Annotated in this window: 19 protein-coding genes; 13 read left to right on the top strand and 6 right to left on the bottom strand. The window is 34.7% G+C overall.

The annotated features are described in order from the left end of the window. The first annotated feature begins 107 nt into the window (after positions 1-107). The 7 genes from AC4BHA_RS13480 (at position 108) to AC4BHA_RS13450 (ending at position 4,893) form a co-directional block, all read left to right on the top strand. Positions 108-344 (top strand): DUF3953 domain-containing protein, encoded by a 237-nt coding sequence (locus AC4BHA_RS13480; protein ID WP_140461953.1) that lies wholly within the window; start codon positions 108-110, stop codon positions 342-344. Between the two features lie 54 nt (positions 345-398). After that, positions 399-851, top strand: coding sequence for a DUF5412 family protein (locus AC4BHA_RS13475; protein WP_490558779.1), 453 nt, complete (start codon positions 399-401; stop codon positions 849-851). 160 nt (positions 852-1,011) lie between these two features. After that, positions 1,012-1,212: a hypothetical protein gene (locus AC4BHA_RS13470; RefSeq protein WP_490558778.1), complete on the top strand. Its 201-nt coding sequence runs from the start codon at positions 1,012-1,014 to the stop codon at positions 1,210-1,212. Between the two features lie 89 nt (positions 1,213-1,301). Then, positions 1,302-1,577, top strand: coding sequence for a DUF3784 domain-containing protein (locus AC4BHA_RS13465; RefSeq protein WP_490558777.1), 276 nt, complete (start codon positions 1,302-1,304; stop codon positions 1,575-1,577). A 506-nt stretch (positions 1,578-2,083) separates the two neighbouring features. Next, on the top strand, positions 2,084-2,377 hold the full coding sequence (locus AC4BHA_RS13460; protein WP_490558776.1) for a TIGR04104 family putative zinc finger protein: 294 nt from the start codon (positions 2,084-2,086) through the stop codon (positions 2,375-2,377). Between the two features lie 255 nt (positions 2,378-2,632). Next, positions 2,633-3,169, top strand: a complete 537-nt coding sequence (locus AC4BHA_RS13455) for a GNAT family N-acetyltransferase (protein WP_139892843.1) — start codon at positions 2,633-2,635, stop codon at positions 3,167-3,169. Positions 3,170-3,549: 380 nt separating this feature from the next. Beyond that, entirely contained in the window at positions 3,550-4,893 is a 1,344-nt protein-coding gene (locus tag AC4BHA_RS13450) for a TniQ family protein (RefSeq protein WP_490558775.1), read from the top strand. On the opposite strand, the gene AC4BHA_RS13445 is transcribed toward AC4BHA_RS13450, so the two are convergent. Next, complete coding sequence (locus AC4BHA_RS13445; RefSeq protein ID WP_490558774.1) at positions 4,894-5,373, bottom strand: helix-turn-helix domain-containing protein; 480 nt, start codon at positions 5,371-5,373, stop codon at positions 4,894-4,896. A 278-nt stretch (positions 5,374-5,651) separates the two neighbouring features. Here AC4BHA_RS13445 and AC4BHA_RS13440 point away from each other — a divergent pair, with 278 nt between their 5' ends. The 4 genes from AC4BHA_RS13440 to AC4BHA_RS13425 all read left to right on the top strand — a co-directional run bounded on the left by AC4BHA_RS13440 (position 5,652) and on the right by AC4BHA_RS13425 (position 12,290). After that, positions 5,652-8,366 (top strand): TnsB C-terminal domain-containing protein, encoded by a 2,715-nt coding sequence (locus AC4BHA_RS13440; protein WP_490558773.1) that lies wholly within the window; start codon positions 5,652-5,654, stop codon positions 8,364-8,366. Then, positions 8,366-9,517 (top strand): ATP-binding protein, encoded by a 1,152-nt coding sequence (locus AC4BHA_RS13435; protein WP_490558772.1) that lies wholly within the window; start codon positions 8,366-8,368, stop codon positions 9,515-9,517. The genes AC4BHA_RS13440 and AC4BHA_RS13435 overlap by 1 nt, the downstream gene beginning before the upstream one ends. Before the next feature lie 7 nt (positions 9,518-9,524). Next, positions 9,525-10,856 (top strand): TniQ family protein, encoded by a 1,332-nt coding sequence (locus AC4BHA_RS13430; protein ID WP_490558771.1) that lies wholly within the window; start codon positions 9,525-9,527, stop codon positions 10,854-10,856. A 561-nt stretch (positions 10,857-11,417) separates the two neighbouring features. After that, positions 11,418-12,290, top strand: coding sequence for a hypothetical protein (locus AC4BHA_RS13425; RefSeq protein WP_148630674.1), 873 nt, complete (start codon positions 11,418-11,420; stop codon positions 12,288-12,290). Between the two features lie 145 nt (positions 12,291-12,435). On the opposite strand, the gene AC4BHA_RS13420 is transcribed toward AC4BHA_RS13425, so the two are convergent. After that, on the bottom strand, positions 12,436-13,359 hold the full coding sequence (locus AC4BHA_RS13420; RefSeq protein WP_490558770.1) for an aldo/keto reductase: 924 nt from the start codon (positions 13,357-13,359) through the stop codon (positions 12,436-12,438). Between the two features lie 657 nt (positions 13,360-14,016). Between AC4BHA_RS13420 and AC4BHA_RS13415 the strand changes: the two genes are divergently transcribed. Next, positions 14,017-14,865, top strand: coding sequence for an SAM hydrolase/SAM-dependent halogenase family protein (locus AC4BHA_RS13415; protein WP_066106884.1), 849 nt, complete (start codon positions 14,017-14,019; stop codon positions 14,863-14,865). A gap of 156 nt (positions 14,866-15,021) precedes the next feature. On the opposite strand, the gene AC4BHA_RS13410 is transcribed toward AC4BHA_RS13415, so the two are convergent. The 4 genes from AC4BHA_RS13410 to AC4BHA_RS13395 form a co-directional block, all read right to left on the bottom strand. Next, positions 15,022-15,660, bottom strand: a complete 639-nt coding sequence (locus AC4BHA_RS13410; protein WP_066106296.1) for a hypothetical protein — start codon at positions 15,658-15,660, stop codon at positions 15,022-15,024. Positions 15,661-15,812: 152 nt separating this feature from the next. Beyond that, positions 15,813-16,493 (bottom strand): hypothetical protein, encoded by a 681-nt coding sequence (locus AC4BHA_RS13405; RefSeq protein WP_139892229.1) that lies wholly within the window; start codon positions 16,491-16,493, stop codon positions 15,813-15,815. 151 nt (positions 16,494-16,644) lie between these two features. Further along, positions 16,645-18,252: a glycoside hydrolase family 43 protein gene (locus AC4BHA_RS13400; protein WP_140461924.1), complete on the bottom strand. Its 1,608-nt coding sequence runs from the start codon at positions 18,250-18,252 to the stop codon at positions 16,645-16,647. 78 nt (positions 18,253-18,330) lie between these two features. Continuing rightward, complete coding sequence (locus AC4BHA_RS13395; RefSeq protein ID WP_066106300.1) at positions 18,331-19,530, bottom strand: ROK family transcriptional regulator; 1,200 nt, start codon at positions 19,528-19,530, stop codon at positions 18,331-18,333. A 138-nt stretch (positions 19,531-19,668) separates the two neighbouring features. Between AC4BHA_RS13395 and AC4BHA_RS13390 the strand changes: the two genes are divergently transcribed. Further along, positions 19,669-20,964, top strand: coding sequence for an extracellular solute-binding protein (locus AC4BHA_RS13390; protein ID WP_066106303.1), 1,296 nt, complete (start codon positions 19,669-19,671; stop codon positions 20,962-20,964). Positions 20,965-20,985: the final 21 nt, after the last annotated feature.

The raw sequence follows: 20,985 nt of genomic DNA, 5'->3' as shown, positions 1-20,985 counted from the left end.
CAGTTTAGCTCAAAAAGGAATTTACGTTTTTGAATAAAGTAATAATGTAATTGTGATATGATTAGACAAAAACTTGAGGGAATGACTTTTTAAAAGGGGAGGGAAATATGCTAAAAACATTAAGAAATATTTTATCAATAGGTGTCCTTGTGTTAGCTTTATATGGTCTAATAACCGAAAATTTCGAGTATATGCCTTATTTAATGATAGCACTGAGTTTTTTGATGTTGACTACGGGAGTAATTGAGCTTCAAAAAGATAAAAAAGCATTTTGGGGTTATATGTGTATCGGTGTTTCTGGTTTTGCTTTTTATGTTTCTATTCAGGGATTCTTATATCAGTAAAGGGGCAGGTTAGCGGAAGAAGTATAGAATATAGAGGAATAGGAGAAAGATAGGTTGCGGAGTATTAGATTAAGATATAAAATAATTTTTCTTGTTATATTAAGTATGATTTGTCTGTTCGTATATCAAAAATATACCTATACATTTGAATTTAATAACGGTGAATTTTTTGTAGGTCCAGTGGAATCACCTAATGGAAAGTATTCAGCGAACTCATATTATAAAACGTATGGTGGAGCAGCAGGTGGCGTAAATGTTTGGGTTGAAGTTACTGAAGGTAAGGGCAATAAGATACGTACTGTATACTATGCTCCAGGGAAAAATAATTTTTCTATGAACTGGGTAGACGATGAAACACTAAACATTACTAATGAGGCCCCAGGATTTCCAAAAGAAAACCGAAGCATCGAATTAACCATTGGAAAAGAAATTTATGATGAGTCAGGTGCAGCTTGTGTTAGTTGGATTATGAAAGATGAATATGAAACTTGTAATGAACGGGATTAATTTTCAATTTTCTAACAGCTGAAATGTTAAGAAATGTACTTAAACAAACGGAGGCATTGATCCAAAAAGAAGGATTAATGTCTTTTTGTGTTGAATTCCTTATTGTAGAAACGGGGCAGTTTAGCGGAAGAAGGAAAGTAATGCTTTAAGGGGGATTATTATGCAAGATTTAGAAGTCAGGAAAAAGTTCTTTTTGTCGCTTCTTATTTTCTCGCCAATTGGTCTCTTGATTAGAACATACGATGAACTGTCATTGGTAACGAAAGGCATACTGACTACAGATATTTATGTTTTAATTTTAATCACAATAGTTGGAATAGTTGGGTATGTGGATGCCAAAAAGAAAATAAACAGTAAATAGATATCAGTATGTTCTAGTCGTTATTAGGCAAACGGGGCAGGTTAGCGGAAGATATATATAATACAAATGCCGTATAAGGGGTTGAAACAATGCAGTTGTTTGTCGGCCTTATAGTAGCAGGGCTTCATTTTTTGGCTGCTTATTTTGTTTGGAAAAAAGGAAAAGTACAAATTTTAGCAGGATATGTAGAAGGTCAAGTAAAAGATAAAAAGAGACTCTCTAAGTATGCAGGTATCTATCTAATTGGACTTGGTATTATATTTATATTTGTCCCTTTACTGCCTGATCACCTTTATATCGTAATGTTATTTTACGTTTTATGGATTGTGGTTGGTGCAATTATTATCAATGTAAAAATAAAATAAAATAAAATAAATCCTTATTCAATTATCGGGTGCATTGATCCAGGAGGGATTAATGTTCTTTTTTGTAGAATTCCTTATTGTAGAAACGGGGCAGGTTAATATAATAAAATATCTGTTGATGTACTTGGTTGAAATTAGTGAGAGGCAAAGAAAAACCCCCCCGCGCCTGAGAAACATAAGGGGAGTTCTTCTAAGAAGAAATAATTCTTGTTGAACACTACCTCGTACAGTAGTAGTTGTGCCAGGGAGTTACCGCTCCTTGGCTTTTTCTATTTTATCACTATATGTTAATTATAAACCCTAAGTCATACTAATTTAATCAAAAGGCTGTATTTGTAAAGATTGTTGATTTTGAATAAAAAGGGAAGCTGCTATCCGTTTAGGTACAAATGGATTGGATAGGCCTTCTTGAACAAATGGGGCAGTTTAGCGAAAAAAGGATTAATGCCTCTTTATGTTGAACTTAATTATTTGTGATAAGCAAAAGTAAAGAGGGGATTGAGAAAATGCCAACTTGTCAAAATTGTGATCAAAAATGGGGTTGGAAACAAACGCTAAAAAAATCTTTCACTCTGGATACAGGTATGATTTGCCCATATTGCGAGAAAAAACAATATACCACTAAGGGTACAAGAATAAAAAACTTTTTGATTACATTTATAGCAATGAGCATAATAACGTTTTGGAGTCTCTTTTTTGGCTCTTCATTTGCTTTAATATCTATCTCGATAGGTTTCGTTCCATTGTTTGTTATTCTATATCCTTTTTGGGTTGAACTATCAAATAAGGAAGAGTTTTGAACAAAATATTCTGCTTTGTGAATAGTGTACGTAAGTAAAAGGGGGAACTAGAGCTTAGGTACAAGACTGCTATCGAGTTGTTCTTTTGGCTATTCTACAAACGGGGCAGTTTAGTGATACTCCATTTTATTATGTTATGTATAAAACTTATATAATTTGTCTTTTTTATATCATAGCCCTAATAGATTAATGTAATCGAAGTAAGTACATATACTCTAAACAATTTGAAACAAGAGAATAAAGGAGAATAATTAAATGAGATTAGAGAGCGAGAGAATTTATTTAAGACTGCTTTGCGAGTCAGATGCCCCTATTATATTAGGAAGTACGCTGGATAAAGAAATACGTTATATGACTGGGACTACTTTTAATTTTTCATTACAACAAATTAAGACACATATAAATAATATAAATAATGATTCTAGTCGTTATGATTTCGCTATTTGTTTAAAAAGTAGTGATGAAATGATTGGGGAATTATCAATATACGATATTGATGAGGAGAATAAAAAGGCAGGATTTAGAATATCAATGGCTTCTACTTCATTAACAGGAAAAGGTTTTGGAACTGAAGCAATCAATATAGTTCTAAGTTTTGTTTTTGATCAACTCAATTTAAATCGTTTACAGTTAGAAGTATTTAGTCAAAATTTACGTGGAATCAGGGCGTATGAAAAAGTTGGATTTGTAAAAGAAGGCGTCTTACGTCAGTCCTTATATTACAATAAAGCATATTCAGATGAAATTATTATGGCAATACTTAAAAGTGATTACGAAAAGTTACTATTGTAATTGTCTTTGTTTGTGAATGAATATACTTAAACTAACAGGGGCTTTAGTTAAAGAAGACTTGGCATATAAACAAAAGAAAACTCGCCATTTTTAGGAGCGAGTTTTCTTTTGTTTTATATGCCGTTTACGATGTCAAAAGGACTGTCATTTCGGACCATTTTTTTAGAAAAGCAACTCAAAACGGAACCATTTATAATGACACAGGGTGGCTTTTCTAATTTAGTTTACTCCTTCTTAGTGTATATTTTTCAGTAATATGAACAGAATTAAAATATAAGGTTCGGCAATTTGCTTATCTAGGAATCTATCAAAGGCTGCTAGTTTGAATCATAAATATGTTTTATAAAATTCATATCTTAAAATATATTGGAGGAGTAGGAATGAGCAATAACAGAAGTTACTTGTATAATATAGAGCCTTTTAGTCTTGATTCTGCCTATGTTGAATCGCTGAGTGGATATATGGTTAGATTATCAAAAATGCATAATATTTCAGTAGGCAACCTAATAAATAGAGTTATTAATCCTCATATTGGAAAAAAGTATATAAGTAGCATTGCTGTTAAAGGTGGGGATGGTTTTTATAAGTCGTCTTATTGTGTAAATGGAAAAGGAGTTTTAGCAAAAGAATTTTCGAATATCTTACAGATTCTATGCGGCAGAAATGATATTCAAGGCTTGGCATTACTAAAATATGGGGTTATTATTCCTGATCGTGGATTATTACGAAATAAGAAAGCCTGGTGTCCTTCTTGTTTGGTTGAAATGAAAGATAATAACACTGTTTATGAGCCTCTTTTATGGAAAATTGTACTTTATAAGGTGTGTGTAAAACACAAGTTGGAATTAGAGATAAGTTGCCCATTCTGTAAAGTTGAAATCAATGAATTAACAAGAGAGTCAGTTTTAGGCACGTGTCCTAATTGTTATAAATGGCTAGGAAGGATCATACAAGACACTAAGGTTATTGATGAATATCAATTAAAGTTATCACATTTCATAGTTGATATGCTTGCTTGGGGCAAACATTTTGATGTCTTACCATACAAAAGAGAGGACGTTGCATTAAATATAAATTACTTGGTGGAAAATACCTTTTTAAATCTTAATAGAGCTGCAAGATTTTTTGAGGTTAATAAAAGCACGCTTTATGGTTGGTATTCCGGTAATAATTTGCCCCCTTTGAAAGAACTTGCAAATATATGCCTTAAATTAGAGATATCATTGAATCAGTTTTTCCAGAATAAAAAAGAATCTATAGTTAGTGTCGAATGGATAAAAGAAAAAGAAAGAGAAACAGAAAGTGAAAAAGTAAAAGTTAGTCTCAATAAACGATATGATCACAAGAAAATAAAGCAATATCTTGACGACATTATATACAACAAAACAGTAGTATCCTTGTCAGCGATTTCCCTCGATATTGGTTGCGATAGAAAACTGCTAACACAGGCTTTTCCACAGGAAGTAAAGAAAATTAAAGACAATTATATTTCTTCAATGATATCTAAGAAAAGGCAGAGGGAGGTGGAAATTAGTAAACAAATAGAAGATAGCTTTTTCGAACTACTTCGTAAGTCTGAATATCCAAGTTATAGAAAGATGGAGGCTTTGGTAGGATTGAATGTTTTTAGAGAAAAAATCTTTAGAAATAAACTAGATAGTCTGAAAAAACAATATATAATAGGCCGGGAAATAAAACAAATAAATGAAAATGTCTCAGATTAGTTATTCAGTTTGTTTACTGTATTTTTTATATAAAAAATCATTCTCTAGTCCATCTTTTTCTATCTTTTTTTGCCTTGAATTGTTACAAGTAGTACAAAGTACAATGAAATTACTTGTCTCATTGCTTTTTTCGGGATTAATAACTGCAACAGTGACTTTAGTTTCTGGTGCTTTAGCTCCGCATATTTGACAGGTATTTTGGTATTTAGTCAAAACTTCATACTGATGATTCATTATAAAAATATCAGTCGATTCAACTTTTTTTGAGTAAGTATAACCTGCTAAATTAAATAATGTTTGAGGATCAGATTGTAATGCATCCGCAATCTTTTGGAGTGTTTCTCTAGTCGGATGATGTTCCCCTCTCTCAATCTTTCCTATCTGTGCAAAGCTAACTTTTGAAATCTTTGATAAATCCTTTAAAGTTAGCTTTTTTTCTTTTCTTAGCGTTCGAATAATACGACCCAATTTTTTTTTCATTTTTTTTCACCACTAACAATATAGTATATGTCTTATAATATCTCTTTCTCATTTTTTTGTTAAATAAAATATTAGAAATACATATGTTTTTTATAAAAAAAAATTAATTATAGAAATACATATGTTTTTTTATAAAAAAATTAATGATAGAAATATATATATTTAAAAAAAAGAAAATCTTTGAGCAATATTCTTTTTGTTTTGAAAAACGTGGTATAAAATTGTCGTGTTGCGCCAATTATATAGGTGGAGACGACAAAATGTGAAGAGGTGAGTAAATGAGCATAAACGATATTGATACCTGGTATAAAGAAAATAAAATTAATGAAGCTGCTAGAACTATAATTGACTATATCAGAAATTCAGATCCAGCTAGAAAAGTTAGAAGTGGATATAAAAATGTATCGGGGTTTTACCCAAGTAACAAAATGGGATTTACTATTCAATTTGAAAGCCATAAGGTAGAGCTTTGTGGCATTTATGAAAAGGAAATAGACAAAGATGTATTAGAATATTACGATCAACCGCCAAGTTTTCAAATACATTATAAAAAGAAGGGTCGTAAACAAAGCCCTTGGTATACTGCAGACTTCTTCGTTATTGAGAGTGGATGGATTGGTTGGGAAGAATGGAAAACTGAGGACGAACTGATCGAACTATCAAACAACAATCCTGAACGATACGCTAAAGATGAAAATGGAAGTTGGCGTTGTCCGCCCTGTGAAGAATATGCACAACAATATGGATTATCTTTTAGAGTTCGAAGTTCGAAAGATATCAACTGGATATTCCAAGTTAATATTAGATTTCTGGAAGATTATATATTCGATACTAGTGTGATTGTTGAAAAAGAAGAACGGGATTATATTTTAAAATTGGTCAAGAATAAACCATCCATTAAATTACAAAGCTTACTTGATGAAGGGGTTTCTCCGGATATAGTATACAGCCTTATAAGTAAGAGAGTGATCATTAGTGATTTACATTCTTTTGATATAACCGATAGAAAAAATTTTCCTTTATTTGAAAATGAAGAAACTCTAAGAGCTTTTACTAGTGCAACAAATTGTACTGTAGATATTAATTATTCAGTAGAGAGCATAAACCTGGTAGTCGGAGAAAGGTTTATGTGGGGAGAAGATACGTTTGAAATTTTATCAATACAAGAGGAGGTAATATGGCTAAAAAATGAACAAAATCTTGAAGTAATTGACGTTTCGGTAAACTCTTTTTATAAATTTCTAACATCTGGGGCTATCAGGGGTTTTGCAAAAAAAGATAACGAAGAAAATAAATCAATACTTGATTCTTTCAAAACTGCTAGTTCATCAGATTTAGAAAAGGCTAATTTTAGATATGATATTTTAATGAAAGTTCTGAACGGAGGAGAAAAAAGTGAGGATTTAGGAGTCCCGGATAGGACGTTCAGATTATGGAAGGAACAATACAATAAAGCTGAGAAAGAAAGTGGAGTAGGCTTTATAGGTCTTATTCCCAAGATTAATAAACGAGGAAATAGGAGCAGAAGGTTTCCATTAGAAGTAGAAGACATACTAAAAAAAGTAATTGCTTCTGAATATGAAAATAATAAACAAAAAAATATGTCTGCAGTATACAACATTTTCAGTGATTTATGTAAAAAGCAAAATCTACAACCCATACATTATAAGAATTTTGTTAAATATATAAAAAATAGACCGATACATTCAACAATTTCAAAGAGGGAAGGTCATCGTGCTGCTTATAAGGTGGAAGAGTTTTATTGGAGGCTAGATATCAAAGACACTCCAAAACACGGTAATCGCCCTTTTGAAATTGTACATATAGATCATACTGAATTGGATATTGAATTAATTTGTTCTGATACGGATAAAGAACTGGGAAAACCGTGGCTAACATTTATGGTGGATGCTTACTCTAGGAGAATTTTGGCGTTTTACTTAACTTACGATAATCCAAGTTATAGAACTAATATGATGGTCATTAGAGAATTAGTGCGAAAACATAAAAGAATGCCTTCAACGCTGGTTGTTGATGGAGGAAAGGATTTTAATAGCGTATACTTTGATACTCTCCTTGCCTACAATAAGGTAACGAAAAAAGTTAGACCACCCACTAAAGCACGGTTTGGAAGTGTAATAGAACGACTTTTTGGTACAGTACAAAGAGAGTTTATATATAATTTATCAGGCAATACTCAAGCAACTAAAAAGGACGTAAGACTAGTTACTAAGAATTTTAATCCAAAAAACAATGCGGTATGGACATTAGAGGATCTTTATAATGCTTTGAAAGGTTATATTTATGACATTTATGATAATCAGCATCATAGTACCCTGGGAAATACTCCATTATCAATTTTTAATAGTAATTTATCTATTACAGGGTTAAGAGAGTTCAGGTTTATAACGGACTTTGAATTATTTAAATATTTAACCTATCCCTCTACTAAAAAGGGAACGGCTAAAGTTCAGGCGGGTGCTGGAGTAAAGATTCACGGATTCTACTATTGGAATGAAATGTTTAGAAGTCAAAAATTCATAAATAAACAAGTGAGTATAAAATTTGATCCATTCAATGTGGGCGAGGCTTATGCATACCTTGATAAACGCTGGGTGAAATTGATATCTGAGTATTACACTATTTTAAAGGGAAAAAGTCTAAGGGAAATTCAAATGGCCTCAGCAGAACTTAGAAAAAGGGACAAAATTAAAGGTACAGAGAGGCATAAATCATCTAAAGAATTAGTGAATTATTTATCTTCGATTGAATCACAAGAGTTATTAGAGAAACAAAGGTTGAAAGATAGAGCTAATAAAAGAGTTGTAGAAAACATAATGAATGGTTATTCTTCAAGAAATAAAACAGAGAACGGTACTAACTCAACAAGTAATATAAATGAAGTAACAAGAGAAATTAATGAAGAAGCATTTGAAGAAATAACATTAGAAGAGGTAGATTTTAATGACATTGCTGATTTTGGTGAATTCTAATGGATGAAAAGTTATATTTTCCGCCTGCTTTATTATATTCATCTATTGATGATAAATATAGGTACTTTTATAATTTTTCTTTAAACCATCCAAATTTAAATAATGTCTATCAAGAATTAATAAAAATAATTGAAACAGCCAATGGAGAAGATTTGGTGGTCTTTGTTTTTGGGCCTACAGGAGCTGGGAAATCATTTTTATGTAATAAGTTAATAAATGAAATAGAAAAAAGGTATAGAGATGAAATGGAAAAGGATAGGGGACTAATACCTATAATTAGAGTTGAGGCCAGAGTTCCTGAAACAGGAAGTTTCAAATGGAAAGAACTCTACATCGATGCTCTAGAAGAATTAAATGAGCCTTTAATAGAGCATAAATTAAAGCAAGAAAGTATTATGCTCAAATATAGAGGAGATAGTAGGCTATTTCCCAGTATGGTTAATGCATTAAAATATCGTAAAACAAAGGCTTTTGTTATAGATGAAGCTCACCATATTTCAAAAGTTACAAGGGGAGTTTCTTTAATGAATCAAATGGATATCTTGAAATCATTGTCAAATATTTCAAGGGTACCCATAATTCTATTCGGTACGTATGAATTACTTGAATTAAGACACTTAAGTGGGCAGTTAAGCAATAGGAGTTTAGATACTCATCTTCCCAGATATAACGTAAAAAGAAAGAAGGAACGTGAAAATTTTATTAAGACCTTGTATATGTTCCAAAAGCATATTCCATTAAAGAAAGAGCCAGATTTAGTTAGTCATTGGGATTTCTTTTATTCTAGAACATTAGGGTGTGTAGGGACATTAAAAAGACTTATTTATAGAACTTTAAAAGCAAAATTGATTGAAAATCCGTATATTGAGACATTAGATATAAGCGATTTTGAAAAATTTGCTTTAAGTGTAAAGCAATGTAGCGTCATTGCAGATGAGATATTTGAAGGAGAAGGATTGCTGGATGATGAACTTTCTTTAGAAAATGAGCTAATGCATAAACTAGGAATATATTCTAATGATCCAAAAAAGACAAAGAGTGCTGAGAAGTCTATTGATGATGAAGCTAAAAAGAGTCAAACAAGTAAGAAAAAAGACAAAAGAGCTGGAGAAAGAGATGCAAAAAGAGATAAAACAGATGTAGACTATTAGGAGTGCTATGGGGGAAATGGTTAACAAATCATCAGAGAGAAGTATATTATATAATTTAAATCCTATAGGTATAGGCACAAGTGACGTGGAAAGTTTATGTAGTTATATAAATAGATTAAGTAAAGCACATTGTATTTCCAATACGATATTAATAAATAAACTAATTTATCCAATCTACAAAAATAAAATCAAGGAGTATTATCCATCATTTAAAACTTGTTATATATTTGGAAATTCTTCGCTAAATACTGGTAAGATGGCAGAGTTATTTTCAGATATTATTTCAGAATTAACATCAAATAAATCAATTGATGAGTTGACATTAAACATATATAAAGATTTGTTACATTCAAATACTCTTAGAAGGAATAAACAGTGGTGCCCGGAATGTTATAAGGAAATGAGAGAATTGGGTGAGGAGGTATATGACAAAAAAATCTGGGCCTTTAGGTGTTTGAATTTGTGTGGAATACATAAATGTCTTTTGATTGATGAATGCCCTAATTGTAGAGCTACTATAAACGATTATACAAGGCAGAATTTCGATGGATACTGTTATAATTGTGAACAATTTTTAGAAGATGTTAATGTCCAACTTATTAAATATACTGTTGCGGAGTTAGAATGGGAATTATGGAAATATAATCAGCTGAGCGAACTTTTTTGTTTACCAAAAGAGAAAATGGTGATACCTAGCAAATTTGAGCTGAGTAGAAGAATATTGCAGATAAATAATCAAATGAAGTCTCTAGGGATAAAGAAAAAGGATCTAGCTGCAGCTTTAAATATTTCGGAAAGTTCTTTCTACTATTGGGGGACCAAGGGACTAATATTAGAAAATATATTAAAATATTGCTATATATTTAAATTGCCATTAATAAATTTTTTTAATAATAATTTTAGCTTAGATTTATATTATCAAGATATGAATGTTATAAAACCAAAAATATCAAGGTTAAATCAGAGAAAGAAAGAAGATATATGTCATATCTTAGATCAAATGTTAAAAGAGAATAAATATCCTCCATTGTCTAGTAAAGAAATACACACAAAACTAGGCTATAAGAGTGATTCTACTCTCTATTATATATTTCCTGAAAAAATTAGATTACTAAGTGATAGATATAGGAAATATGCAGCTGAACAACATAGAAAAAGATATTTAAAAAATAAGAGAGCTATTGAAGATACGGTAAAACAATTAGTTGAAGCCGGAATAAATCCTACAAAAAAAAGAATAAATTCTTCTTTTGGGAAGAGAATTATCCAGCGGCAATATAATGATGTTTATTATAATGCTTTTCGTAAATATATAAATAAGCCTTTTTGGAAAAAATAATATTTATGTATAAACGTATATGATTTACTAATCCCATTATAGCTAAGTGTAATTCCAAGCAACCTATGTAGGCTAAGGGTCACGGCTAACTATAAGCTAAATTGTCGGGGGATAGCTGTTTTTCAACACTCTAGGGTCTTCCTATAGAAATTTTTTATAGTCGCTTTAAATGAGAAGGATTTAGATATTTTATCTCTAATTAAGTATTTAGAGGATATGTTCATATAATTGCCGAAAGTCCATTTGGGAGTCTGTATAATTGCCGTAAGTAGTTATATTGTTATCAATTTTTCTTTAGCAGGGGTAAATCAAGTTAGCTCAAAGCAATAAAAAGAGGCGCATATCCCACCTATATCAAGGGTTGGTAATAATATGAGTAATCAATTGGCAATCATATGGGTTAAGTCACATTTTATATATGACATAAAGCATAAATTTTCCGCTTCGGAAGGTTTATGCTTTTTTTTGAGGAATCAGTCTTGTTATAATTATACCGTTTTTTGGTATATAGGATTATCTGGCATCATAACGTGGTAGACGACAAAGAAAGGGGTGAGTAAAATGTTGAAACAGATGGGTATCGTGCTAGCTTTAACAAGCATTTACCTTGCTGGATGCTCGCATGAAGATGCAGCTACGGATAAAAAAGCAGGGGAGAAACATGAAGAATCAGCTCAACCTGTAACAACAGAAAAATCTTCAACGGATCAGAAGGAAGACAGCGAATCTGCCAACGGAAGCCCTGTAAAAGCTGAACAAAACGACTCACATGATGCCTCATTATCTCAGGAAAAAGTAATAAAAGATGCCAAGGAACAAATCAAAGGCTCAATATCTCCTAAGCTACCCATACATCTTCCGCTATCGTCTGAGGACAAGAATCTAAGTGCGGCGACCCTTTCGGAATCTGATATGTATCGCGTTATATTTTTTGAAAGCGAAAAAATGATACCAGTCAACAGTAAAGAGTTGAACAATAGTACCATTGCAAAACCGATTGCTGTAATAGAAGTCCATCAGTATAAAACTGAAGGAGAGGCTAAATCAAAAATCGGCTATATACAGCCTGAGGGGATCCAGGCAGGGAATCCTATAGATCTGGGTCATTCCATCCAAGGATATGAGGACGCAGGGGCAGGACATAAGTGGCTAAATTGGCATGAAGGAAGATGGTATCTACAAGTCCAAGCCTCCAATATAGAAGGCAACAGTGACTACGTCCCGCTCGCTAAACAAATGGTCTCCTATCTTGAAAGCAACCAACTGCCAGTGCCCCATGAATATGGTTCTGTAAAAGCGGATATAGATTCGCAAAAAGCAGGCAATAACCGTATTTCTTGGCAGGAAGGTACAGTCGTTTATACGGTCTCCGAAGTGGCAGACCCCATTGACATGCTAGCGATAGCTTGCAATTTTGATGAAACGAAAGAATAAGTGTTGGTATAGATAGAGAATAGTTTTAGTGAAATTGATGACTTTCTAATAAGATAAGAAGAGCCTCAATTCAAATAGGATAACACTGGAAAGGAAAGTGTCTTCCTAAGTGTATCTTAAGGCTCTTCATTTTATTCGGAAGATTTTAAGGCAATATATGCCCGCTGTTCAAATAAAGGCGATACCATTCTTCACGGCTTAACTGTAATTCATTGCCCCGAATAATGTCAGCCATCCGTTTTTGATTAGTTGTACCAGCAATCAACTGAATGTTTGCTGGGTGTCGCAAAATCCAAGCTGCTGCAATAGCGGTTGGAGTTGTTTCATATTTATCAGCTAACTCTGTAAGAGTCTCGTTCAATTCGGGGAACTTCTCATCATTCCCGATAAAAACGCCTTCAAAGAAACCATATTGAAAAGGTGACCAAGCTTGGATGGTTATATCATGGAGTCTGCAATAATCTAGGACACTACCATCCCTCTCAACGGCGCCTTCTGTTTGCATATTCACTTCCATCCCATTAGCAATCATGTTCGAAAAGGGGAGGCTTAGTTGCAGTTGGTTTACAATGATCGGCTGCTTTACATATTTTTTTAACAATTCAATTTGCATTGGCTTATGATTGGATACGCCAAATTGACGGACTTTGCCAGAGCTCTCTAAGGTATCGAATGCTTCAGCTACTTCCTCAGGATCTACCAAAGCGTCTGGACGATGAAGTACCAGTGCATCTAAGTAATCGGTGTCCAGGCGTGTTAGTATTTTATCGACAGACGTTAAGATATGCTCTTTTGATAAGTCATACATAGTACCCGGCTTGATCCCGCATTTTGATTGCAGGATTACATCTTCTCTGTTATATCCCGCAATCTTTAAGGCCTTACCAAACTTGGATTCACAAATGCCATTTCCATAAATATCAGCATGGTCAAAGAAATTCAGCCCATTCTCCATACAAAAAGTAAGATGTGTTGCTAAATTGTCATCATTCATAGAATCAATTCTCATACAGCCTACAGCAATAGCTGGAACGCTTAAACTGCTGCTACCAAGTTTTATCCTTTTCATGCTTATTCCTCCATCCATTTAAAAAACTCTTATTTTTCTATCTATGTTAGCGACTGATTATACCGGAAAACAGTGTATCCCTCATCGTAATCTGTACGCTGTCACCATTTTACTATAATTCAGAAAATTTTTATGGATGACTCTATTCCTGTGTTAAAAGAATTACAGTCGAAATTTAGACGAGCATGTAGACACACTTTATAAGATATAGACAATGTAAAAAAAGAATAGGGAATTCATCAGTTTTATCGATTATTGTTTCCATATTTGGATAATGTATATTGACAAAGCATAATCAAGCTCATTATAATTTTAATAATTCAAAATATTATAAAGTATGGAAGAGGAGAGTAGATTCTGGATATTTCTCTTTTAGAGAGCTTCGGCAGCTGAAAAGGAGCGGGAAGTACCATTATTGAAAATGGCCTCTGAGCCTCGTGCTGAAAGTATAATTTATTAATTATATGAATAGGTTTCGACGAGATTTGGTACTCGTTATCCATATCAGAGTGTAGGAAGCGTTGATTCGTTTTTACGCTTACGAAGGCTGTTTATGTGAGTAAGCAGCGAATTAAGGTGGAACCACGTGAAGTCACACCACGTCCTCATCATGGTAAGGACGTGGTGTTTTTTATTTTGGACAAAGAAATGGGTGGGATGAAGTTGAAACGTTTATTAGTTTTTCAATCAGATTTTGGATTAAGTGATGGGGCTGTAAGTGCTATGTATGGAGTAGCGCTTTCTGTCGAGCCATCTTTAAAGATTAGTAATAATACGCATGATATTCCAACGTTTAATATATGGGAAGGCTCATACCGTCTATTGCAGGCTATTTCTTATTGGCCGGAAGGAACGGTATTTGTATCGGTGGTAGATCCGGGTGTAGGATGCGATCGCCGAAGTATCGTTGCAAAGACCTCTGGTGGACACTATGTGGTCACGCCTGATAACGGTACCCTATCCCATATCAAAAATAAAATTGGCATCACGGAAGCAAGAGTGATAGATGAGAAGGTAAATCGTTTGCCGCGTTCAGGAGAATCCTACACTTTCCACGGGCGTGATGTTTATGCATATACAGGGGCAAGGATTGCAGCTGGGGTGATTAGTTTTGAGGAAGTGGGGCCGGAAATACCTGTTGATTCCCTTATTGAACTACCTCTTTATGAGGCATACATACATGATCATAAGATTACCGGTATTATTGAAATTCTTGATATTCGATTTGGAAATCTATGGACGAATATTTCGCGAGAACTCTTTAGAAAACTGGAAATCTCACTGGGAGATAAGGTCTGGGTTCAAATTGAAAAGGATGGAACAGTGAGGTTTGAGGAAGAGGTTGTATATGGCAGATCTTTTGCAGACAGTGCATTAGAGGAAGCCATTCTTTATGTTAATTCACTTGATAATCTGGGGCTGGCCCTAAATCAAAAATCATTCGCTGATACTTATCACATTAGTACGGGCAGTAATTGGCGCATTACCATTCGTAAAGCGCCATAATTGATGAAGGTTTGTCTAACCTTCCTTAAATACATCATTGAGACGTATTATGCGACTTAAGCATGGTTGGTGTGTTTTTCAGAACAAGGGGTTATTTTAGGTTAGATATTTTACTGCTAGTGTTGTTTAATATTGTTTTTCTCCTTTCAGCTAATGCTAAAATTGCATTTCGATGGAGATAATTCTTTTTGATTCATCTATCCACAGGCAAAGTGTTTGTGTGTGATGAGAGAAATAACGCAGAGCATGCGAATTTTTTAGGGAATCATTCAGAATCCAATTTGAGAGTTGAAAACCAAATGAAGGGCTTTCCGTGTTTTCTTTTAAATAGGCTAGTACTAGATCAAACTCCTTGTCCTCGTAGGAATTGATTTTCTCTGGAATTACTCTATACGGACTTGAAGGTGAGAATTGAACTTGTTGAAGTTGTTTGCTTTGTGGAAAAAGGCTCTTAATAACAGGGTTTAAGGGATTAGACATGAGATGCTTTAAAGAATCATTATTGGGCTTAGCCAACATGATCTCAATCGGTTTATCATTCACTATAAATTCTTTTCGCTCATCGAAGTGCAAGATGATTTCTCGCAGCTCCTTATCCTTGATAAGGCCATTTTTTATCGGATAATAAGTAACGCTATCGCTCAACTGTGCACTTAATAATAGGAAAAATTGCGTCAGAAGGGAATATTGTTTTGGCACTCCATTACCATCAATGGATTTGCTCCTGAAGAAAGGAGAGCTATCCTCTTCTTCATCAATAAAAAAATCTCTATTAAAAGGTTCTAGCCAATTCAAATGAACTCCCCCAATAACTATGATTTATTTTATTGTCTTATATTTCCTTTAAATGCGCATCTGTTATTTATCGTAAATGGAGTTTAACCTAATAAGAAATAGAGCTTTAAAGAGACCAAGCTGATTTTCATTGGGTTGGTCTCTTTGGATATTCAACCGAGAGCCAGTTTTTTGCCCCCCTGATAACGATCCTGATACCTTTTTGTAAACACTAGAGAGATGAGTAAGATTAATTCAAACGCATTGGTGATTGCGCCGCTTTCAATTGGGATCTTGACCATGCTCCCGACAATCATAAGTGCGGTTCCAACGAATATCCAATACCAACCTGTCCTTTTCCAAAGAATAATGGATGACACAAGAAGTGCCAGTGTGACCATTAAAATCATGATTGGCGGTCCTTGTGGAGAATTGGTTGAAGAATAGCTTAGAATGCCATAGCTTTTTTCCGCTTTTAGTGAGAGGTCCCACACAACTGTAAATAGTTCTATCAAAAAAGCAATTAGTGTAAAGGCAACTGTAATCAGTATGGCTGAGGTGGTATTCACCCACTTGACCCTAGCACGTTTAAGTACATCCCAGGAAAATAAAATTAACAAAGGTGTAAAAATCGCATGCATCCAGTATCGAGCAGCATTCAAATTCTCTAAAACTTCTCCCTCCCCAATCCACTTTCCGATGCCAAGAATGGCATTATCATAGATGAGCGGTACAATAACCAGAATTAATACATTCGATACTATGCTAACACCACTCTTTTTTATGGATTGAAGCATCATGATGAGCAAGCCGGCATAAAAACAAGCAAACAGTATATACAAAAATGTATCCATCAGAAAACCTCCTCGTTATCCTATACCTTTCCTAAAACAGTAAGGACTTAAACATAGGAATGCTTACGATGTATTTATACATGAGAAAAGAGGATATCCGGTCTGGATATCCTCTCTTAAGCTAATGCAGTCTATTTTACCCCTACGCAAATTATTCATTGACCTTATAAGTAAAGTAATCAAAATCAGCAGCCTTGCCTTCTCCAGATGTATCCTGGCACTGCATGCCTACAAAGGCTCCAGTAAAGAATCCGCCACCGCGGATATAATCATCAGATAGTTTATAAGAGTATAGGGTTACTGGGATTTGTGTCCAAGCTTCTCCGTCAAATGAATAGGAGTAGTGATACGTGTTTGTTTGGACTTCGGAACGTATATAAACATATTCAATTTCATCCGGTACCGGAATTTCATTACCACTCAATGGTCGATCAAAGGTGAAATTATCACATACGGTTAAATCTAGAACTCTACCTTTCTCTTCGTTCCATGTAAGCTGAAGGGCGCTCCAATTTTCCGTGTTGTAATAGTTTACTAAGCCGGCGGCCTGCTGGAATGTGTCCGGGTTAAAAGCCAATTTAGTTTCAGCTGTAAAGTTAAAATGCTGCCAGCGTCTTGCCACAAAAGCCTGTGTGAATTTTGAAGTGAGTGATTCTTTACCGTACAATCGCAAGTGACCTGGTTTGTCTTCCAATGAGAGATGATCTCCTAGAGGAATCCGTAAAGTTTGGAAGTTAAGATTCAATGATTTCTCGTTAAAATCATCTTTTTCAGGATAATCTTTTTCCCATTTTACTTCCTCCATCTTAGGTCCTTCTATTTCAAGAGAAGGCTGATTACCGCCCACTACATACGGCCAATCGTTCTCCCAAGTCAATCGTTGAATGGCTGTTTCACGGCCGAGCGGACAAAACCCTCTTGGATCCAGCAATGCCTGATTCTCTTTAGGAAGAGGGCGTCCGGTTAAATGAACTAAAAACCATTCATCTGTATGAGTGTGAACGATAGAAGCATGGCCCGCTTTTTGTAATGGATTTCTTGGATAAGGAAACGATGTAATTAACGGATTTTCCGGATGTACTTCATATGGTCCATCAATCGTTTTGGAGCGGGCAATGGTTGCCTGGTGATCATATTTTGTTCCACCCTCTGCCGTTAACAGATAGTAGTAGCCATTCCATTTATATAAATGCGGAGCTTCTGTCAGTTTGATGTCGGTTCCTTTAAAGATAATTTTTTTATCTCCAACTAACTTTTTCTCTTCTACACTATATTCCTGAAGTACAATTCCATAGAAACTATGGTTTCCAAGGCGATGATCCCAGACCATATTCACAAGATATTTTTTGCTGTCATCATCATGGAATAAAGATGGATCAAAGCCAGAGCTATTAAGATGGATTGGATCAGACCATTCGCCATCAATCGTTTCACAGGTACTGAGATAATTATGGCTGTCTTTCCACTGTCCGCCTGTCACCTTGACATCTGTATAAATGAGCCAGAACTTCCCATCATGGTAGGAGAGAGCAGGAGCCCAAATACCCCCTGAATCAGGATTTCCCATCATATTTAATTGGCTTAATCTATTTAATGGGCGGGAAACTAATGACCAATTTTTTAAATCCTTAGAGTGATAAATACCGACCCCGGGGAACCATTCAAACGTAGAAACGGCAATATAATAATCTTCGTCACGTCTGCAAATACTTGGATCAGGGTTAAAGCCAGTTAAAATAGGGTTTTGAATTTTCATTATTGTAGCCTCCTTAATATATAAAAAAATAGAAGCGCTTTCATAAATGTGTAATCTTGATTGCGTCAGCAAAGAAAGCAGCTAATATTGATGCACTAATGGATAGGTCTGAATACTTTGATGATACAGGTCGTTATCTAAGAAATGTTCAGTTGAAAAAGCAGCTACGCCCAGTGCGCAAGAATGACTCGCTAAACTTGAATATTGTATATGTAAGTTCTTTTGATGATTAGATAGAGAATGATTTTTTATGGTTTCTACTAATGAAGAGTGAATCCATTTTTCACAGGCGGCCAGGCGATTGCCAAGAATAACTTGATTAGGGTTAAAAATATTAATGATATTATTAATGCCAATCCCAATCGATTTCCCTATTTCACTGAATAATTCAATTGCTGTTAGGTCTTCATTTTCAGCAAGATCAATTAAGTGTTCGAGTGTAATGGCGGGATCATTCATCATGAGCTTCGCCTGACTGACTAGGGCTCTCTCTGATGCATATAATTCCCAGCATCCATGGTCTCCACAGCGGCATTTTTCTCCGCTTCTTTCGATTGTCATGTGACCCAGCTCCCCTGAAAGTCCATTATTGCCCTGATAAAGTTGGTTATTCAGGATTAAGCCGCCGCCGATTCCAAACCCAATACTGATGTATATCATGTTGGTGAAGTTTATTCCGACACCGAATTTTTTTTCGCCATATGCCCCACAGTTTGCTTCATTCTCAACTTTAACAGGTACACAGTATTTCTTTGCGACCATATTTTTCAAATCGATGTTTTTCCAGTTTAAATTGGGAGCCATTAAAATTCTTCCAGTTGTATCAACTGTGCCCGGTACACCAATACCAATCCCGACTAAACCATATGGTGAATCAGGAATGGAAGCAATCATACAATCAATCATTTCATACAGTCTTTTTTTAATATCTTCATAGGTTAGTTCCTGGAATTTTTCCAGTTTTTCTTTGTGGATTTTCCCCTGTAGGTTGGTTACGATTCCTAAAATATAGTTAACTCCAAGATCAACTCCTATGGAATAGCCTGCATTTTCATTGAAGAATAACATAACTGGCCGTCGGCCACCGTTGGATTTGCCAGGTCCGGATTCAGATACGAGCTGTTCCTCTATAAGCTCGGAAACCAATGAAGAGACTGTTCCTTTATTAAGGCCGGTTTTATTGGCCACATCTGTGCGTGATAAAGGAGGAGATTCCTTAATAACATGCATGACCAAAGATTTATTTTCTTTTTTTACAACCTGCTGATTATACGTTTTCAATGGTCCGCCTCATTTCTATCACATTTACTATAATAGTAACATCTAATACTTTGTTTATCTAGTAGACAAACAAAGTATTCCATGATATTCTAAATTTAAGTTTAATAGTAAGTAAAATTAACTATTGGGGGTTTAATTATGCGTAAAAAGAAAGCGTTTTCATTTCTTGCTGGGTTCTTGGCCTTATTTTTAGTTCTAGCGGGATGTTCGTCAGAAACTGAAAAGTCAAACAGTGATGGAAAGAAAGTTGTTAAGTTTATGCACCTATGGCCGGAAGGAAGCTCTAAACAACATCATGAAATTGTTCAGAAAATCGTTGCTGATTATGAGAAGGAACATAAGGATGTTAAGGTTGAGCTTGAAGTACTTAGCAATGAACAATACAAGGATAAAATTAAAGTTTTATCTGCTTCCAATGAACTTCCTGATGTGGGAATGACATGGTCAGCAGGATACCTTCAACCATACGTGGATGGCAAAAAGTTTGCGCCGCTGGATGACATTCTAGAAGGAGATTTAAAGGATTCTTTTGTAGCTGGTACTTCGGAAGCTTACCAAATCGATGGTAAAACGTACGGTCTGCCACTGGAGCTTAATATAGCCTCTGTCTTCTATAATAAGAAAATGTTTAAGGATAATGGCTTAGAAGCTCCAAAAACATTTGATGAGTTAGTAAAGGCCGCAAAAACGCTTGATAAAAATGGAGTTGAGCCAATTGCGCTAGGTAATAAGGATAAATGGACTGGTTCATTATGGTATATGTATTTAGCAGATCGAATTGGCGGGACTGAAGCATTGAAAGGTGCCATTGATCGTTCAGGTTCTTTCGAAGATCCAGCGCTTGTATCTGCCGCTGAAAAAGTACAGGAATTAGTTGATGCAAATGGATTTGTAAACGGATTCAACGGTTTATCTGATGAAGAAGCAAAAAGTATGTTCATGAACAGCCAAGCCGCTATGTATCTAATTGCTACATGGGATTTGCCAAACTACACAACAAATCCAGATGTACCTCAGGAATTTAAAGATCAGGTTGGTTTCTTTGACTTCCCATCTGTTGATGGAAAAGGGGATATGAACAGTTATGTTGGTGGACCTGGAGTAGGATTGTTTGTTTCTGAAGACTCTAAAGTAAAAGAAGAGGCGAAGGATTTCGTATCTTACTTTGTTCAGCAGTGGGGAGAAAAATCTGTCACGGATGCCGGCGTAATACCAGCTACTAAAATTGATGCTGAGAAGCTAGATTTGCCGCAAATGTATGTAGATGTTTTAGGGAAATTAAATAAAGCAACTAATATTACCTTATATGCGGATGTACAATTAAGCTCCGATGCAGCACAGGTTCACTTAGATCAAATTCAAGCTTTATTCGGCAAGGAAACAACTCCAGAGAAATTTGCAAAAGAGCATGAAAAGGCGCTTTCTTCAAAGTAAAACGACAAAGGAAAAGGATTC

The organism is Pradoshia sp. Z3_51, from assembly GCF_058215915.1.
Note: the sequence above shows the minus strand (reverse complement) of the source record. Positions and strands in the feature narration are given on the sequence as shown.

Coding starts and splice junctions, on each gene's coding strand:
- AC4BHA_RS13480 (WP_140461953.1), top strand. CDS start 108: ATGCTAAAAACATTAAGAAATATTTTATCAATAGGTGTCCTTGTGTTA.
- AC4BHA_RS13470 (WP_490558778.1), top strand. CDS start 1,012: ATGCAAGATTTAGAAGTCAGGAAAAAGTTCTTTTTGTCGCTTCTTATT.
- AC4BHA_RS13465 (WP_490558777.1), top strand. CDS start 1,302: ATGCAGTTGTTTGTCGGCCTTATAGTAGCAGGGCTTCATTTTTTGGCT.
- AC4BHA_RS13460 (WP_490558776.1), top strand. CDS start 2,084: ATGCCAACTTGTCAAAATTGTGATCAAAAATGGGGTTGGAAACAAACG.
- AC4BHA_RS13455 (WP_139892843.1), top strand. CDS start 2,633: ATGAGATTAGAGAGCGAGAGAATTTATTTAAGACTGCTTTGCGAGTCA.
- AC4BHA_RS13450 (WP_490558775.1), top strand. CDS start 3,550: ATGAGCAATAACAGAAGTTACTTGTATAATATAGAGCCTTTTAGTCTT.
- AC4BHA_RS13445 (WP_490558774.1), bottom strand. CDS start 5,373: ATGAAAAAAAAATTGGGTCGTATTATTCGAACGCTAAGAAAAGAAAAA.
- AC4BHA_RS13440 (WP_490558773.1), top strand. CDS start 5,652: ATGAGCATAAACGATATTGATACCTGGTATAAAGAAAATAAAATTAAT.
- AC4BHA_RS13435 (WP_490558772.1), top strand. CDS start 8,366: ATGGATGAAAAGTTATATTTTCCGCCTGCTTTATTATATTCATCTATT.
- AC4BHA_RS13430 (WP_490558771.1), top strand. CDS start 9,525: ATGGGGGAAATGGTTAACAAATCATCAGAGAGAAGTATATTATATAAT.
- AC4BHA_RS13425 (WP_148630674.1), top strand. CDS start 11,418: ATGTTGAAACAGATGGGTATCGTGCTAGCTTTAACAAGCATTTACCTT.
- AC4BHA_RS13420 (WP_490558770.1), bottom strand. CDS start 13,359: ATGAAAAGGATAAAACTTGGTAGCAGCAGTTTAAGCGTTCCAGCTATT.
- AC4BHA_RS13415 (WP_066106884.1), top strand. CDS start 14,017: ATGAAGTTGAAACGTTTATTAGTTTTTCAATCAGATTTTGGATTAAGT.
- AC4BHA_RS13405 (WP_139892229.1), bottom strand. CDS start 16,493: ATGGATACATTTTTGTATATACTGTTTGCTTGTTTTTATGCCGGCTTG.
- AC4BHA_RS13390 (WP_066106303.1), top strand. CDS start 19,669: ATGCGTAAAAAGAAAGCGTTTTCATTTCTTGCTGGGTTCTTGGCCTTA.